This is a genomic window from Shinella sp. 20P9.1.1 (genome assembly GCF_057798995.1).
This window is the reverse complement of the sequence record NZ_JBYOLC010000004.1, coordinates 92,546-108,867: the sequence shown is the minus strand read 5'-3', so window position 1 is coordinate 108,867 and position 16,322 is coordinate 92,546. Positions and strand designations below refer to the sequence as shown.

The 16,322-nt window shown below is 62.0% G+C and carries 14 protein-coding genes; 4 read left to right on the top strand and 10 right to left on the bottom strand.

The annotated features are described in order from the left end of the window. Positions 1 to 28: 28 nt before the first annotated feature. From AC27VQ_RS08520 to AC27VQ_RS08475, 10 genes are all read right to left on the bottom strand, one after another. Complete coding sequence (locus tag AC27VQ_RS08520) at positions 29 to 373, bottom strand: DUF6867 family protein (RefSeq protein WP_313528969.1); 345 nt, start codon at positions 371 to 373, stop codon at positions 29 to 31. 23 nt (positions 374 to 396) lie between these two features. Then, positions 397 to 1,122: an ABC transporter ATP-binding protein gene (locus AC27VQ_RS08515; protein WP_313528971.1), complete on the bottom strand. Its 726-nt coding sequence runs from the start codon at positions 1,120 to 1,122 to the stop codon at positions 397 to 399. Next, complete coding sequence (locus AC27VQ_RS08510; protein ID WP_313528975.1) at positions 1,122 to 2,027, bottom strand: ABC transporter ATP-binding protein; 906 nt, start codon at positions 2,025 to 2,027, stop codon at positions 1,122 to 1,124. The genes AC27VQ_RS08515 and AC27VQ_RS08510 overlap by 1 nt, the downstream gene beginning before the upstream one ends. Next, positions 2,027 to 3,415, bottom strand: coding sequence for a high-affinity branched-chain amino acid ABC transporter permease LivM (gene livM / locus AC27VQ_RS08505; protein ID WP_313528978.1), 1,389 nt, complete (start codon positions 3,413 to 3,415; stop codon positions 2,027 to 2,029). The genes AC27VQ_RS08510 and livM overlap by 1 nt, the downstream gene beginning before the upstream one ends. Positions 3,416 to 3,417: 2 nt before the next feature. After that, positions 3,418 to 4,320 carry a branched-chain amino acid ABC transporter permease gene (locus AC27VQ_RS08500; protein ID WP_313528980.1) on the bottom strand — a complete coding sequence of 301 codons (903 nt, stop codon included), beginning with the start codon at positions 4,318 to 4,320 and terminating at the stop codon, positions 3,418 to 3,420. 285 nt (positions 4,321 to 4,605) lie between these two features. Continuing rightward, the gene (locus AC27VQ_RS08495) at positions 4,606 to 7,032 is read right to left on the bottom strand and encodes a GcvT family protein (RefSeq protein WP_488715939.1); all 2,427 of its coding nucleotides are present in this window, start codon (positions 7,030 to 7,032) and stop codon (positions 4,606 to 4,608) included. Positions 7,033 to 7,183: 151 nt separating this feature from the next. Further along, the gene (locus tag AC27VQ_RS08490) at positions 7,184 to 7,738 is read right to left on the bottom strand and encodes a sarcosine oxidase subunit gamma (RefSeq protein WP_488715938.1); all 555 of its coding nucleotides are present in this window, start codon (positions 7,736 to 7,738) and stop codon (positions 7,184 to 7,186) included. 10 nt (positions 7,739 to 7,748) lie between these two features. Continuing rightward, positions 7,749 to 10,706 carry a sarcosine oxidase subunit alpha family protein gene (locus AC27VQ_RS08485; RefSeq protein ID WP_488715937.1) on the bottom strand — a complete coding sequence of 986 codons (2,958 nt, stop codon included), beginning with the start codon at positions 10,704 to 10,706 and terminating at the stop codon, positions 7,749 to 7,751. Further along, on the bottom strand, positions 10,703 to 10,978 hold the full coding sequence (locus AC27VQ_RS08480) for a sarcosine oxidase subunit delta (RefSeq protein WP_313528991.1): 276 nt from the start codon (positions 10,976 to 10,978) through the stop codon (positions 10,703 to 10,705). The genes AC27VQ_RS08485 and AC27VQ_RS08480 overlap by 4 nt, the downstream gene beginning before the upstream one ends. A gap of 8 nt (positions 10,979 to 10,986) precedes the next feature. Next, positions 10,987 to 12,237 carry a sarcosine oxidase subunit beta family protein gene (locus AC27VQ_RS08475; RefSeq protein ID WP_488715936.1) on the bottom strand — a complete coding sequence of 417 codons (1,251 nt, stop codon included), beginning with the start codon at positions 12,235 to 12,237 and terminating at the stop codon, positions 10,987 to 10,989. A gap of 164 nt (positions 12,238 to 12,401) precedes the next feature. Between AC27VQ_RS08475 and cysQ the strand changes: the two genes are divergently transcribed. The 4 genes from cysQ to AC27VQ_RS08455 all read left to right on the top strand — a co-directional run bounded on the left by cysQ (position 12,402) and on the right by AC27VQ_RS08455 (position 16,290). After that, positions 12,402 to 13,208 carry a 3'(2'),5'-bisphosphate nucleotidase CysQ gene (gene cysQ, locus AC27VQ_RS08470; protein WP_488716164.1) on the top strand — a complete coding sequence of 269 codons (807 nt, stop codon included), beginning with the start codon at positions 12,402 to 12,404 and terminating at the stop codon, positions 13,206 to 13,208. Between the two features lie 184 nt (positions 13,209 to 13,392). Further along, positions 13,393 to 14,790 carry a KpsE/RkpR family capsule polysaccharide export protein gene (locus AC27VQ_RS08465; protein WP_488715935.1) on the top strand — a complete coding sequence of 466 codons (1,398 nt, stop codon included), beginning with the start codon at positions 13,393 to 13,395 and terminating at the stop codon, positions 14,788 to 14,790. Between the two features lie 25 nt (positions 14,791 to 14,815). Continuing rightward, positions 14,816 to 15,610 carry an ABC transporter permease gene (locus AC27VQ_RS08460; protein ID WP_488715934.1) on the top strand — a complete coding sequence of 265 codons (795 nt, stop codon included), beginning with the start codon at positions 14,816 to 14,818 and terminating at the stop codon, positions 15,608 to 15,610. After that, a complete protein-coding gene (locus AC27VQ_RS08455; protein WP_313529001.1) occupies positions 15,607 to 16,290 on the top strand; it encodes an ABC transporter ATP-binding protein in 684 nt (227 codons plus the stop codon). Before AC27VQ_RS08460 ends, AC27VQ_RS08455 begins: the two co-directional genes overlap by 4 nt. Positions 16,291 to 16,322: the final 32 nt, after the last annotated feature.

Genomic DNA, 16,322 nt, shown 5'->3' with positions numbered 1-16,322 from the left:
CGAGAACCGGTCGCGGCGTTCCCTCTGGTTACTTGGATTTCCAGGAAAAGGGCGAAGCCTTTTCATAGAGCCAGTAGTAGTTATTGGTCATCTGCCGCGTACGGTAATAGCGGTAGCCGAGCGTAGCAAACAACAAAAGCACGGCGGTGTCCACGACATAGTACTGCGGCGTGAGCATGGTGCCGTGGAACAGCGCGTGGTGCACGAAACGAATGGCTGCGCCTAGAAGAAGGACGTAGACGACCAGCGTTCCGTAGTTCTGCCAACCGTCCGCAACGCTCTTGCCCGTACGCCAAGCGGTCCAACCGCCCATGATGACGCTGACGAACAGGAACTGCCAGAAAGACGGTTCTTCGTAGAGAATTCCTTGCATTTTTCTTCTCTCCCTACAGCGCCTTAGTGGCGTCCGCCTTCCAGATAGGCAGCGCGCACTTCCGGATTGGCCAGAAGTTCCTTGCCCGAGCCGCTCATCGTCACCTGGCCGTTGACCATCACATAGGCCCGGTGGGAGAGTTTGAGTGCGGCAAAGGCGTTCTGCTCGACGAGGAACACGGTCAGGCCCTGTTCCTGGTTCAGGACCTGGATGGCGTCGAAGATCTGCTTGATGATCAGCGGCGCAAGACCGAGCGACGGCTCGTCGAGAAGCAGAAGCTTCGGACGCGCCATCAGCGCGCGGCCGATGGACAGCATCTGCTGCTCGCCGCCCGAAAGCGTGCCGCCGCGCTGCGACTGGCGCTCCTTGAGGCGCGGGAAGAGCGTGAAGATCTTCTCAACGTCCTCATTGAAGTATTTCAGATTGTCGAGGCTCGCGCCCATCTGAAGGTTTTCATAGACCGTCATGCGCGGGAAGATGCGACGTCCTTCGGGGGACTGCGCGATACGGCGACGGGCGATGAGATGCGTCGGCAAGCGGGTGATGTCCTCGCCGTCGAAGATGACGGAGCCGGTGCGGGCCTGCGGGCTGCCGCAGACCGTCATCATCAGGGTCGACTTGCCGGCGCCGTTGGCGCCGATCAGCGAGACGATCTCGCCCTTCTTGACCTCGACATTGACGCCGGCGAGCGCGCGGATATTGCCGTAGTAGGTTTCCACGCCCTGGACGCTGAGAAGTGTATCGCTCATTAGTGCGCCCCTCCCTGCGAACCTTCGCTCTCCGCGATCACCTCGATTTCCTCGATCACCTCTTCGACCTCATCATCTTCAACACCGAGATAGGCCGCGATAACCTTCGGATCGTTCTTCACATGGTCCGGCGTGCCGTCGGAGATCTTCTGCCCGTATTCGAGCACGACCACATGGTCGGAGATTTCCATGACGACCGACATGTCGTGCTCGATGAGCAGGATCGACGTGCCGCTGTCGTTGCGGATCGAGCGGAGCAGGTCGTTGAGCGCCTGCGACTCGCGCGGGTTGAGGCCGGCGGCCGGCTCGTCGAGGCACAGGAACTCCGGTCCGGTGCACATGGCGCGGGCGATTTCGAGACGCCGCTGCGCACCGTAGGGCAGGTCGCCCGCCGGATCGTCGGCGCGCTCGATGAGGTTGGCCTTCTCCAGCCAGTACTTGGCGATATCGATCGATTCGGCCGCCGCCTTCTTATAGGCGGGCATGCCGAGCAGGCCGAGGATCGTGTAGCCGGAGGCCTTCATCAGCGCATTGTGCTGGGCGACGAGCAGGTTTTCCAGAACCGTCAGACCCGAGAAGAGCCGGATATTCTGGAAGGTGCGCGCCACCTTCGCATCGCGGTTGACCTCGAAGTCGGTCATGCGTTCCAGCAGGAACTCCTTGCCGGCCTTCTGGCGCATGGTGATCATGCCCATGGTCGGCTTGTAGAAGCCGGTCACGCAGTTGAACACCGTGGTCTTGCCCGCGCCGTTCGGGCCGATCAGCGCGGTGATATCGCCGCGATAGGCTTCGAAGGAGAGGTCGTTGATGGCCATGAGACCACCGAAGCGCATCGAGAGATGCTCGACTTTCAGGATGGGATCTTTCGTCATCGTATTCGTCGCTATCTTCGTCTCGGGCGCCATCAGCCGTGCCCTTCCTTGGTGAAGCTGCCGGAGACGGACTTGCGTTCCCGCAGGAAGGCGGTCGGTTCACGGCTTCCGACGAAGCCGCGCGGCTTCCAGACCATGACGACGACCATCGCCAGACCGAAGATCAGCATGCGGTAGAGCTCGGGCGTGAAGTCCGGCCCGAAGACCGCCTTCAGGAAGGTCATCTCGCGAAGCAGTTCCGTGCCGCCGACCATGACCACAGCCGCGACGGCGATACCGACGAGCGAGCCCATGCCGCCGAGAACCACGATGGCGAGGATGATCGCCGATTCCAGGAAGACGAAGCTTTCCGGCGAGACGAAGCCCTGGCGCACCGCGAAGAAGGAGCCGGCGAAGCCGCCGAACATCGCGCCGATGGAAAAGGCCGTCAGCTTGGTGGTCACCGTGTTGATGCCGAGCGAGCGGCAGGCGATTTCGTCTTCACGCAGCGCTTCCCAGGCGCGGCCGATCGGCATGCGGCGCAGGCGGATCGTCACATAGGCGGTGAGCAGGGCCAGCGCCAGGATGAGATAGAAAAGGAAGATCTTGTAGTAGGCCGACGACATCGGCAGGCCGAACGCCTTGGCGAAATTGTTCGGCGCGCTGACGTCGAAGGACCAGATGCCGAAGATCGAAGCCTTCGGAATGCCCGAGACACCGAAGGTGCCCTTGGTCACCTCCGTCCAGTTGATCAGCACGAGGCGGATGATTTCCCCGAAGGCCAGCGTCACGATGGCGAGGTAGTCGCCCTTCAGGCGCAGCACGGGGAAGCCGAGGATCATGCCCCAGAAGGCGGCCAGGATGCCGGCGAGCGGCAGAAGCACCCAGAAGGAGAAGCCGAACTGCTGCGACAGAAGCGCGTAGGAATAGGCGCCGACCGCATAGAAGGCGACGTAGCCGAGGTCGAGCAGGCCGGCGAGGCCGACGACGATGTTCAGACCCCAGGCCAGCATCACGTAGATGAGGATCTGGATGCCGAAATTGTCGACCCATTTCAGCGAGCCCTGCACGCCGAACAGCATGACCATCAGCGGCGGATAGATCAGCAGCGCGGCGATCGCGATCTTGCTGAAATTGCGCTTGAAGAAGCTTTCTTCCGTATCCACCGCCACCTTCGACGCAGCCGCCTTGCGGGCCGCCATCGAGGGTTGGAAATAGGCGACGGTCAGGAAGCGGCCGACGGCGGCGATGATCACGAAGATCGCCAGCAGACCCCAGCGCTGGTTCAGCACGAGTTCGTTGCGGATGTTCTGCGTGGTCTCGAGACCGACGAAGAGGACGAAGAGGCCGAGCGCGATGATGCCGGCAAAAATGCCCTCGCGCAGAGCCCGCGCCGTCAGATTACCGCCGGCGCTCTCATTGGTGTTCGAAATGTTGGACATGATCAAACCTTCTCGACTTCCGGTCGTCCGAGAATACCGGACGGCTTGAAGATCAGGACGATGGCGAGGATGGAGAACGTCGCGACGTCCTTATAGTCGATGGTGAAGTAGGCGGACCACAGGCTCTCGATGAGGCCGATGAGCAGGCCGCCGAGAACAGCACCCGGAAGCGAGCCGATGCCGCCCAGAACCGCGGCCGTGAAGGCCTTGACGCCCGGAATGAAGCCGTCGGTGAAGACGGTCACGCCGTAATACATCAGGTACATGGTGCCGGCGACAGCCGCGAGCGACGCCCCCATGATGAAGGTCACGGAGATCGTGCGGTCGACGTCGATACCGAGCAGCGCCGCCATCTTGCGGTCCTGTTCGGTCGCACGTTGCGCTCTACCAAGCGAGGTCTTGTTGACGATGTACCAGAAGGTCGCCAGGAGAACGACCGTCAGCACCATGATGATCAGCTGCTTGAGCGAGATCGCGATGCCGAAGACGTTATAAACCGACGACACCATCGGCGGGATCGGCTTGTTGCGCGGACCCTGCGTCACCTGGATGAAGTTCGACAGCGCAATCGACATGCCGATTGCGGTGATCAGCGGCGCAAGCCGGAAGGATCCGCGCAGCGGCCGGTAGGCCACCTTCTCGATCGTCCAGTTCCACAGCGATGCCGTGAGCATCGCCGCAGCGATCATGACCAGAAGCAGCAGCACGACCGGGAGGCCGGCGAACACGCTGGTCAAAAGAAGGAAGGTGATGAGAGCGGCAAATCCGCCCAGCATGAAGATATCGCCGTGGGCGAAATTGATCATGCCGATGATGCCGTAAACCATGGTGTAGCCGATGGCTATCAAACCATAAATAGATCCAAGCGTCAGCCCGTTGACGAGCTGCTGGATGAAATACTCCATATATAATCCCCCGGATGCGGTTCCCGAGGGCCGCATCTCTTGTTCTTGACGCTCATTTTTGAGCTTGTTTAGACAGGGGGATTCCATACCGCTTTCGATACAAAAGGGAAGCCCAAAAAGCCCCGATCGACAATTTCTTTAGTAAGAAGCGTTAAATGACGTAATTAACGCCACGGAAACCAAAAAATCGGCAGGAAAATCGGTGGCTTTGCGCAAAATGATGCACAAAGAGCGTAAACGGCGATGTCCCGATTTGGGACATCGCCGCCTTACGTTAGGGGACGATCAGCCTCGCATTTTCGCACCAGAGGGATCGAACAACGGTTCGGCCTGGAGACGCGCCGGCAGCACCTCGCCGAGAAGTTCGATCGACCAGCCGGTCGTAACGTCCGCGATCTCCTTCGGCACGTAGCCGACCGCGACCGAAAGGCCTGACGCATGGGCGTAACCGCCCGACGTCACCCAGCCGCGCACCGCGCCATCGAGATAGATCGGCTCGTCGCCGATCACGTCGGCGTCCTTCGCCTCGAGGATGAAGGTGCGCAGGCGGAGCTCCCCGCCCGTCTCGCGCTCGGCCTTGGCCGCGTCCTTGCCGATGAACTCGGCGTCCTTGCGCAGCGCAACGAAACGCTCCAGCCCAGCCTCGACCGGGCCATAGAGCGGGCGATATTCGCGCGACCAGCTACCATAGGATTTTTCGAGGCGCAGTGCGTTCAAGGCACGAAGCCCGAAGAGGCGGATGCCGAATTCGGCACCGGCTTCGAGGATGAGATCGTAGAGGTAGCGCTGGTATTGCGGCTTCATCCAGATTTCATAGCCGAGATCGCCGGTATAGCTGACGCGTCCGACAATGGCCGATGCCATGCCGAGATCTATGCGCCGCACGTCCATAAAGGCGAAAGCTGACGTCGACAGATCCTGATGCGTCAGCTTTTGCAGCACGTCACGCGCCTTCGGACCGGCAATGGCGAGGCCGACGAGCGACAGGTTCAACGCCTCGAGCGTCACCGAGCCATCGTCCGGCAGATGGCTCTCGAACCAGCGCATGTGATAATCTTCCGCGATGCCGGAGCCGATGAGCAGGAAATCGCCCTCGCCGAGCTTGGCCAGCGTGAAGTCGCCGATCAGCTTGCCGTCATCCTTCAGCATGGGCGCGAGCGTCATGCGGCCGGTCGCCGGAATGCGGCAGGTCAGCAGCCGGTCGAGCCAGGCTTCCGCCCCCCTGCCCTTCACCGCATATTTCGCAAAGCCCGACGTCTCCATCAGGCCGACGTTTTCACGCACGGCCTTGGCCTCCGCGCCGACCGTGTCGAAATCCGTCGAGCGGCGCCAGGAGAACTGATCCTCGACGCCCTCGGGCGCGAACCACAGCGGCGCCTCCAGACCATAGGAGGCGCCGAAGACGGCGCCGGCTTCCTTGAGCTTGTCATAGATCGGCGTGGTCAGCAGCGGGCGTCCGCCCGGCAGCTCCTCGTTCGGATAGCGGATGGAGAAGCGGCGGGAATAGTTTTCGCGCACCTTGGCATTGGTGTAGCCGAGCGTCGCGAAATCGCCGTAGCGCGAGACATCCATGGCGAAGACGTCGAAACCGGGATCGCCATGGATCATCCAGTTGGCGAGCGCCAGCCCGACGCCGCCGCCCTGGCTGAAGCCGGCCATGACCGCGCAGGCCGACCAGAAATTCGTCATGCCGCGCACCGGGCCGACGAGCGGGTTCCCATCCGGCGAGAAGGTGAAGGGGCCGTTGATGACCTTCTTGATGCCGGCCTTGTTGAAAGCCGGGAAGTGGCGGAAACCGACTTCCAGCTCCGGCGTGATGCGCTCAATGTCTTCTGCGAGCAGTTCGTGGCCGAAATCCCAGGGCGTGTTGAGCGGCGACCAGGGGCGGCAGGCCTTTTCATAGGTGCCCATCAGCATGCCGTTGCGCTCCTGACGGAGGTAGATTTCCCCGTCGAAGTCGACGCAGTGCATCAGCTCCTTGCCGCGCGTCTGGTTGAACTCGATCACCTCGGGCATGTCCTCGGTGATGAGATACATGTGCTCCATGGCCAGCACCGGCAGCTCGAGCCCCACCATGCGGCCGACCTCGCGCGCCCAGAGGCCGCCGCAGTTGACCACGTGCTCAGCGATGATCTCGCCCTTGTTGGTGATGACGCGCCAGCTGCCGTCCTCGCGCTGCACGAGGTCCTCTACCTTGGTGTGCAGATAGATATCGGCACCGTTCTTCTTGGCCGATTTCGCATAGGCATGCGTCGTGCCGTAGGGATCGAGATGACCTTCCACAGGATCGAACACCGCACCGACGAACTGGTCGGGATCGAGCAGCGGCATCAGGTCATGCGCTTCCTTCGGCGTCAGCAGATGCGCGTCGAGCCCCATGTAGCGGCCCTTGGCGAGGATCGATTTCATCCAGTCGAAACGATCCTTGGTCGAGGCGAGCATCATGCCCGACGTCATGTGCAGGCCGATATCCTGGCCGGAATAGTCCTGGATCTCCTTGTAGAGCTCCACTGTATATTTCTGCAGCTTGGCGACGTTGGGATCGCCGTTGATCGTGTGCATGCCGCCGGCGGCATGCCAGGTCGAGCCGGAGGTCAGTTCCGAGCGTTCGACGAGCACAACATCGGTCCAGCCGAATTTGGTGAGGTGATACAGGACGGAACAGCCGACGACGCCGCCCCCGATGACGACGACCCTTGCATGGCTCTTCATGAAAAACTCCGGCTTGGCGGGTTGAAGGGAACTTCGTGCTGCAGACGAAGCGCAGCCTATTTTGTCCCCCGGAGGCCTCACAAGCCCGTGGTGCGAAACCTCATGTCGCTTTGTCGATTTTGAATGTCGGGCAGCGGCGCGCGGACCGTCGTCAGCGCGTCGCGAAATCCACCGACAGGTCGTGGCTGCGCGCCATCACCTTGAGATCATCGACCAGCGCCTCGGCGAAGCTGCGCATCACCACGAGGTCGAAACGCTCCTCGCCGATGCGGGCGAGGTTGACCGAGAGGTGGCTGCACAGCACATTCGCCGCACGCCCGACCGGGAAGGCATCGGCATGCAGATCGACCGCAATGCCGTTTGCCAGAATGCGGGCGGCATCCGGCCCCGATAGCGTCAGCACGACACGGCCATGGCTCTGATCGACGACGAAGGCGAAATCGCCGAGCCGGACGGAAAGCTCCGCGGCAAGCGTTTCCGGCGCATGCACCTCCGACAGGACGAGCCATTCACCGGGGCCGGAGAAGCGCGCCTCGAACTCACCGTTCGACAAAAGAATGCCGGCCGCCTCGGCTGTCTGGCCGGGAGCGGCAAGCACCATGGCGACGGCGGTCGTGCGATGCACGGAAAGGTGATTCGCCCGCCGCTCGGCGATCGCACCAATCGTCCCGTCCAGCGCATGCACCGCCTGATATTCGTAAGCCATCGCCTCTACCTCACGCCATCAGCTTGGTGTTTTCGGGATCGACGAAGACGGGATCGCAGACCTCGGCAAAGGTCTCCACGCCGCGCAGCTGATCCCAAACCACGATCTTCTCGCCATAGCGTTCGCGGCCAGATTTCAGGAAGGCGAGCGCGATGTGGCCGCCGAGCGTCGGCGAGAAACAGGTGGAGCTGACCCAGCCCTGGTCGTTGATCGTCGAGGGCTTTGCGCCATCCTTCAAGAGATGCGCGCCTGCCCGCATGTCCTTGTCCGACTCCACCGACTTTAGACCGACCAGCTGCATCCGGTCCGCCGCCGTCAGGCCGAAGCGGCTCGAGAGGCGCTTGCCGATGAAATCGGGCTTGCCCGAGCCCATCATGCGGCCGAGGCCGGCATCGTCGGGCGTCACGCGGCCGTCGAGCTCGGCATGGGTGACATGACCCTTTTCGAGACGCAGCACATTCAGCGTTTCCACGCCATAGGCGCAGATACCATGCGACGCACCGGCCCGCATCAGCGCGTCGGCCACCGCTTCGCCATGCCCCGCCGGCACCGCCAGCTCATAGGCAAGCTCGCCCGAAAACGAGATGCGGAACAGCCGCGCTTTGAGATTGCCCTTCAGCCGCACCTCGCGCGCCGCAAGGAACGGGAAGGCCGCGCCGGAAATATCGTCCTCGACGACGGCCTGCAGAATGGTCCGCGCCTTCGGCCCGGCGATCGACATCTGCGCCCATTGGTCGGAGACGGAGAGGAAACGCACGCGCAACTCCGGCCACAGCACCTGGGCAGCAAATTCCATATGCGAGAGCACGCCGCCGGCCATCGCCGTTGTCGTGGTGACGAAGAAATGCTCTTCGCCGAGCCGGCTCACCGTGCCGTCGTCATAGACCATGCCGTCCTCGCGCAGCATCAGGCCGTAACGGGCCTTGCCGACGGGCAGTTTCAGCACGGGGTTGCAATAGAGACGGTTGAGGAATTCGGCCGCGTCAGGCCCGAAGACCTCAATCTTGCCGAGCGTCGAGACATCGCAGAGGCCGGCGTTTTCGCGCACGGTGCGCACTTCGCGCTCGACGCTCTCCCGCCAGGTCTTCTCGCCCGCCTTCGGGAACCAGGAGGAGCGATACCACAGCCCGGCATCGATGAAGACCGCGCCATTGCGCGCCGCCCAGCCATGCAGCGGCGAGCGGCGGGTGGGCATGGCATGTTCGCCGATCGACGCGCCGGCCATCGCGCCGAAGGAAACCGGCGTGTAGAACGGCCGGAAGGTCGTGGTGCCGACCTCTGCGGGACTGACCCCGCGCATGCCGGCGAGAATGCCGATGGCGTTGATATTGCCGAGCTTGCCCTGATCGGTCGCCATGCCGCCCGTCGTGTAACGCTTGGCATGCTCGACATGGCCAAAACCCTCGCGCACGGCAAGGCCCAGGTCCTTGGTGTGCACGTCGTTCTGGAAATCGACGAAGGCCTTGGATTTCGCGCCCGGCACATGCCAAAGCGCCGTGAAGGACGGATCGGCTTCATCGCCGATTGCGGGTCGCTCGAGACCGGCCACCGGCCGGCCGAGCGCTTCTACAATGGCCGAAGCCTTGCGCGCACCGTCATCAAAACATTCCGAGAGGCGATAGCGCCCCGCCGCAGCCCCTGCCATGACGAGCCCTGCGCCGACATCCGGTGCCAGGAACGCCTGAAGCGCCTCCGACCAGACCGGCTTGCCGCCGCGCTGGCAGGCAAGATGGATGACCGGGCTCCAGCCGCCCGACATGGCGACCGCGTCGCAGGCAATCAGCTCCTCGAAGCCACCGCGATCAGCAACCACAGTCCGCACACGATGGCGCCCCTTCGTATCGACGATCGCGCCGCCGCGAATGAGGCGAACACCGGCCGGCGCGACATCGCCGGATGCCGGGCGGCTATCGATCAGTGCCGCGATCTCCACACCCTTCGCGATCAAATCCTTTGCCGTGCGATAACCGGACGTGCCATTGGTGAAGACGACGACGGACTTGCCGGCGGCGACGCCGAACCGGCTGGCATAGGTGCTGACCGCGCTCGCCGTGAGGATACCCGGCCGGTCATTGCCGCCGAACACCAGCGGCCGCTCCTCGGCACCGGTCGCAAGGATCGCGTGTTTCGCCACGATGCGCCACATCCGCTCGACGGGCTTTGCGGCATCGACGACAGCGACATTCTTCTGGACGCGCTCGACCGCACCGAAAACATTGTCGTCGTACCAGCCAAACACCGTGGTGCGCGGCAGGAGCGTGACATTAGGATTACCCTGCAATTCCTCGACCACGCGGCGGGCGAAGACATAGGGCGCTTCGCCGCCGATAGGCATCGTCTCCGAAAGCAGCGCACCGCCGAGCACGAAATCCTGCTCGGCAAGGATGACACGCAGGCCCGAGCGGGCAGCGACGAGCGCTGCGGACAGACCCGCCGGCCCGGAACCGACGACGAGCAGGTCGCAATGCGCCCAACTCTTCTCGTAGCTGTCAGGATCGCGCGGCAGATCGGTGCGGCCGAGGCCGGCGGCGCGGCGGATCAGCGGCTCATAAACCTTTTCCCAGAAGGCCGCCGGCCACATGAAGGTCTTGTAGTAGAACCCGGCAGACAGAAACCGCGACATCAGGTTGTTTACAGCGCCGATGTCATAGGCAAGACTCGGCCAGCGGTTCTGGCTGCGGGCCTCCAGACCGTCATAGAGCTCGGCAACCGTCGCCCTGGTGTTCGGGTCGCGCCGCGCGCCGCTGCCGACCGTCACCAGCCCGTTCGGCTCCGAGGGCCCCGCGGTCACGATGCCGCGCGGGCGGTGATATTTGAAGCTGCGGCCGACAAGCAGCGTGTCATTGGCAAGCAAGGCCGAAGCGAGCGTATCGCCGGCATGGCCCGTGAGGCTCGTACCATCGAAGGAGAAGCGGACGGCATGACTGCGATCGACGAGGCCGCCGGAGGCAAGACGATAGGCGGTCATCGTGCGCCCTCCCCTGCTTTGACCGCATCGGTCACGCCAAACACCTCATGGGTAAAATTGTCCCGCTCCACCACCAGCCAGCGCCGGCAGCCGGCGACATGCTGCCAATGCTCGCGAATGCGGCCGCGCGGATTGGCCCGCAGATGCACATAATCATGCCACACCTCCTCGGCGGCCATCGGCGCCGGACGAACGGGCGTGGCATCGCCGCGGATCAAAAACTCTTCCTTGGGGCGCGTGCCGCAATGCGGGCAGGAAATCAGGCTTGCCATGGTTCAGCTCAATGCAGGTTGGGCTGGGTGCCGGCACCCGCCTCGTCGATGGGGAAGCCACGCTCGAAGCGATCGAGCCGCAGCGCGCGCGCCACATGATGGCTCTCGCCCTTGGCCAGAAGATGCGCGAAACAGAAGCCGGAGGCCGGCGTCGCCTTGAAGCCGCCGTAGCACCAGCCGCAATTGAGATAGAGATTTTCGATGGACGTCCGGTCGATGATCGGCGAGCCGTCCATCGACATGTCCATGACCCCGCCCCAGCTGCGTAGAACGCGCACGCGCGAAAGACCGGGGATCATCGTCACCCCCTCCTCCATCACATGCTCGGCCGTCGCAAGGTTGCCGCGCTGCGCATAGGAGGAATAGCCGTCGATCTCCGCGCCGAAGACCAGCCCGCCCTTGTCCGACTGCGAGATATAGAAATGCCCCGCGCCGTAGGTGATGACGTGATCGATGCAGGGTTTCAGCCCCTCCGTCACGAAGGCCTGCAGCACATGGCTTTCCAGCGGCAGCTTCAACCCCGCCATTTCGCCGACGCGCGACGAGTTGCCCGCCGCCGCCAGCGCCAGCTTGTTGCAGCCGATGAAACCCTTCGTCGTCTCGACACCCGTGACGACGCCGTTCTCGCGACGGATGCCGGTGACTTCGCAATTCTGGATGAGATCGACGCCGAGCCGGTCGGCCCCGCGGGCAAAACCCCAGGCGACGGCATCGTGCCGCGCCGTTCCCGCCCGGCGCTGTAAGAGGCCACCGATGATCGGGAAGCGTCCGTGGTCGAAATTCAGGAAGGGCAGCATGCTCTTCAGCGTCTCGCGGTCGAGAAGCTCCGCCGCAACCCCCTCCATCATCATGGCATTGCCGCGGCGGATATAGTGATCGCGCTGGCCGTCATTGTGGAAGAGGCTGATGATGCCGCGCTGCGAGAGCATCACATTGTAGTTGAGGTCCTGCTCCAGGCCCTCCCACAGTTTCATCGAAAACTCGTAGAAAGGCTCGTTGCCCGGCAGCATGTAGTTCGATCGCACGATCGTCGTATTGCGGCCGACATTGCCGGAGCCGAGATAGCCCTTCTCGATGACCGCGACATTGCGGATGCCGAATTCCTTGGCGAGATAATAGGCCGTCGCAAGGCCATGCCCGCCGCCGCCAACGATGATCACATCGTAGTGCGCCTTCGGTTCGGGCTCCCGCCAAGCAGGTTTCCAGCCGAGATTTCCGGCAAAGGCTTGTTTTAAGATCGAAAGAGCGGAGTAGCGCATGAAAAATCCCGTATCAGTCGCGCCACATTCGCATATGCAGCACAAACGGCAAGACCATGGCGAAAGTCCCGCGCGGTTTCCACATGCAGTATTTGCTTTCCGGCAACGCCGCGGCTAAGCCAGAAGCAGAAAGGCCGGAAACGATGCAGGCAGAGGCAGCAGAGCTGAAACGCGTGATGGAAAGTGCCGCGCTCGCAGCCGGCCGCGCTATCATGACCATTCACAGCGCAGGCCCTGATGTGCATTTCAAGCCGGACAGCTCTCCCGTCACCGAGGCGGATGAGGAGGCCGAGCGTGTGATTCTCGCGGCACTCGCCCGGCATTTCCGGCAGATTCCCGTCATCGCCGAAGAAGCGGTCGCCGCCGGCCAGGTGCCCGACATTTCCGGCGGCCTGTTCTTCCTCGTCGATCCGCTCGACGGCACCAAGGAATTCGTCGCCGGCCGCAACGAGTTCACCGTCAACATCGCCCTCATCGAATCGGGCGTGCCGATCGCCGGCATCGTCTATGCGCCGGCGCTTGCCGCCGGCTTCATTGCCGTCGACGGCCGCGCGGAACGCTTCACCGTGGCAGATCGTCACACCCTCGCCAACCGGCAAGGTATCGGCTGCCGGGGTCGCGGCAAGGCGCTGACCGCCGTCGCAAGCCGCTCGCACGATACGCCCGAGACCGGGCGTTTCCTTGAGGACCACGGCATCGACGCCTGCACGGCCATCGGCTCCTCGCTGAAATTCTGCCTCGTCGCCGAAGGCCTCGCCGACGTCTATCCCCGCTTCAGCCGCACCATGGAATGGGACACCGCCGCGGGCGACGCCGTGTTGCGCGCGGCCGGCGGCGAAACCCGCACCCTCGACGGCGCGCCGCTTGCCTATGGCAAACGCAACCAGCCCAACGACACCGACTTCGCCAACCCGAACTTCATCGCTTCAGGTGCGGGCTGGAGCGGGGACGCCGGCAGGGCCATAAAATAACCCGATTGCGTGGCGACAAAGCCGAGCCTCAGGGGGACGAAAAATGCGGAAAATCGCTGTCGGAGGGACCGTTCTCCCGGATTGCCCATGGCATTTTTGTTGTCTGTAAAGGTTATTTCGAATAATCTGCCGAAGACAAGCATTTAGGCGACTAACCCGTTTTCTTTGGAAAGAGTGGTCCGACGTGAAAGAAGAAAAGACGCCCGCACAGGCGGAAGCCGAGCCCCACGTCGCTACCGGTGCCAGCAGCCTGCTTGATATAGCCAAGCAGCGTGCCCAGCAGCGCGCCGACGACAAGAAAGTCGTGGCCATCAAAAAGCCGGCTCCAGCGAAGCGCCCCGCGGTTGCGCTCGCCGACGACGAAGATGGACTTGGTGCACGCGCCCGCAAGGCGACCGACATCGTCAAGACCATTCTGACGCTGCCTGAAATGCCGAAGCGGAAGCGCCAGCTTCCGTGGACGGCGATCTCCTTCGGCCTCGCCGTGGTCCTCCCCACCATTTTGACCGCGCTCTACTTCGCCTTCATCGCCAGCCCGCAATATGTCGTCGAGACGCAATTTGCCGTTCGCGGCGCCAATCAACCGTCTCTGGGTGCTTTGGGGCTGCCTGCTCTCGTCGGCGGGGGCGGCCAGTCCAGCGATTCCTACATCGTCGCGGATTACATTCACTCCGCCCAGATCCTGCCCGATATCAGGGAACAGACAGGCGTCGATATCCGGACGGTGTATTCCCGTCCGACGATCGACTTCCTCTATCGCGAGAACGGCACACGCTCGCTGGACGAATTCCGCGATTACTGGCGTGACATGATCAATGTCAGCTACAACACGACCACCGGCAACGTGACGATGCGCGTCTTCGCGTTCTCATCGAGCGACGCCAAGCAGGTCTCCGAGTCCATCCTGGCGGTTTCCGAGCATCTGGTGAACACCCTTTCGGACAAGTCGCGTCGGCAGGTCATCGAGACTGCCAACCAGCAGGTGGCGCGCTCCGAAGAGCGCTTGCGCAACATTCGCAAGCAAATGACCGAATTGCAGATAACCGAGCAGGCCGTCGATCCGACTGCGGTTGCAACGATGGAAGCAACGATCATAAGCTCGCTCGAACAGGAACTGGCAAACCTTCGCACACGCTACAAGGCACTCGTCGATTCCGTCAGCAGCGATGCACCTTCGGCACGGGTGATCGAACGCAATATCAGCGCGCTTGAAGCGCAATTGGTCGAGCAGAAAAAACGCCTGACCGGAGATACCGATCAACCAGCCGACAGCAAGACCACACGCGCGGGCGTCGATACATCGAACGCTCTGCCGCAGATGATCAGCCGTTTCTCCGAACTCGGCGTCGAGCAGGAGTTCGCCGTGAAAGCCTATACGGCATCACTGGCCTCACTGGAATCATCCATGCAGGAAGCGCAGAAGCAGGAACGGTATTTCGCCGTGTATGTCCCGCCGCGCGAACCGGAAGTGGCCCTTTATCCATTCAGCGTCCTGAATACGGGTATCGTTCTCCTGGCTTCATTCGGCTTCTGGCTCATCGGCTACTTCGTATTCCGCTCCGTCAAGGATCATGCGATCTGACGGCACCCCGACCACGAGCCGCACAATGAAGGTAGTATCCGAGAAGAGTTTCGCTTACGCTCTCAGCGAAAATTTGCGGGTTATCGCCGCGCTTGTCGTGAGGAGTGCGGTGACTCGCTTCGGCGAAAGCCGTATGGGCGTGGTATGGGTTCTGCTCGAACCCATGGCCTATGTTGCCATCTTCATTGTGCTCCACACATCGATGGATACGAGCATCCCCTTCGGGGACAACGCACTCCTCTTCGTGATGACAGGTGTTTTCGGTTTTCGAATGACGCGTGGTATCGCGCGCAAGTCGGAGCGGGCAATTATCAGCAACCAGCCGATGCTGACCTATCCCTTGGTCCGTCCCCTGGATACCATCATTGCAGCGTTCCTCACGGAATCGACGCTCTGGCTCATTATTTGCTGGCTGTTCCTGGGAGGGCTTTCGCTCACGATGGACCGTGCGGTCATTGTCTATCCCGCGGATTTTGCAGAATGCCTGCTGGCCGTCTTGTATTTCGCGCTCTCTTTTGCGGTTTTTAACGCGATGGTCAGCGGCCTTTTTCCGCGCTACGACACGTTCCTCAACATGCTCAGCCTGCCTCTCATGCTGATGTCAGGGGTCTTCTTCCTGCCGTCCCAGCTACCGCCGGATTTTCAGGCTATTCTCTGGTGGAACCCGTTCCTGCACTGCGTTGAATGGTTCCGCACATCGACCTATCTCGACTACAACCCCTTGCTCAGCAAGGAATACCTGGTTGGCCTCTCCACCGGCATGCTTGCAATTGGCTTGACGATGGAACGCATCTTCCGCCGAAAGATCATCAACTCATGATCATCTTCGATAAAGTCTGTAAAGCGTATCCCCGCCCTGACGGGGGGAAAAAGATCATCCTCGACAATTTCACTGCGACCTTTCCGCCAGGCATCAATATCGGCATCCTCGGCAGGAACGGCGCGGGAAAATCCACGCTGATGAACATGATTTCCGGCGGAGAAATGCCGGACTCCGGCCGTATTCTACGTGAAGGCAGAATTTCCTGGCCGCTTGGTTTCAATGGCGGTGTGCACGGCAAGCTCACAGGCGCTCAGAACACCCGTTTTATTGCCGACATCTACGGCAAGCCGCGGAACAAGGTGCTCGACTTCGTCACGGAGTTCTCGGAACTCGGGGCTTACCTGGATATGCCGGTCAAGACCTATTCCGCCGGCATGAAAGCGCGCCTTGCCTTCGGCATCTGTATGGCGATCGAGTTCGAATATTACCTGATCGACGAGGTCATCGCCGTCGGCGATTCCACATTCAAGAAGAAGTGCAAGGACGTCTTCGAACAGCGGCGGGAGAATTCTTCGCTTCTGCTCGTTTCACATTCGGCAGGCCTGCTTCGCTCGTTCTGCGATGTAGGCGGCGTGATGCACAATGGACAGCTGACGTTCTTCAACGACATTGAAGAAGCCATTCAGGTTCACGAGGAAATTTTGCGCTCCTCGGCCGCGCAGCGAAAATCGGCCTAGCAGCGGCCGTCGCCGTTTTGCATACTCAGTAC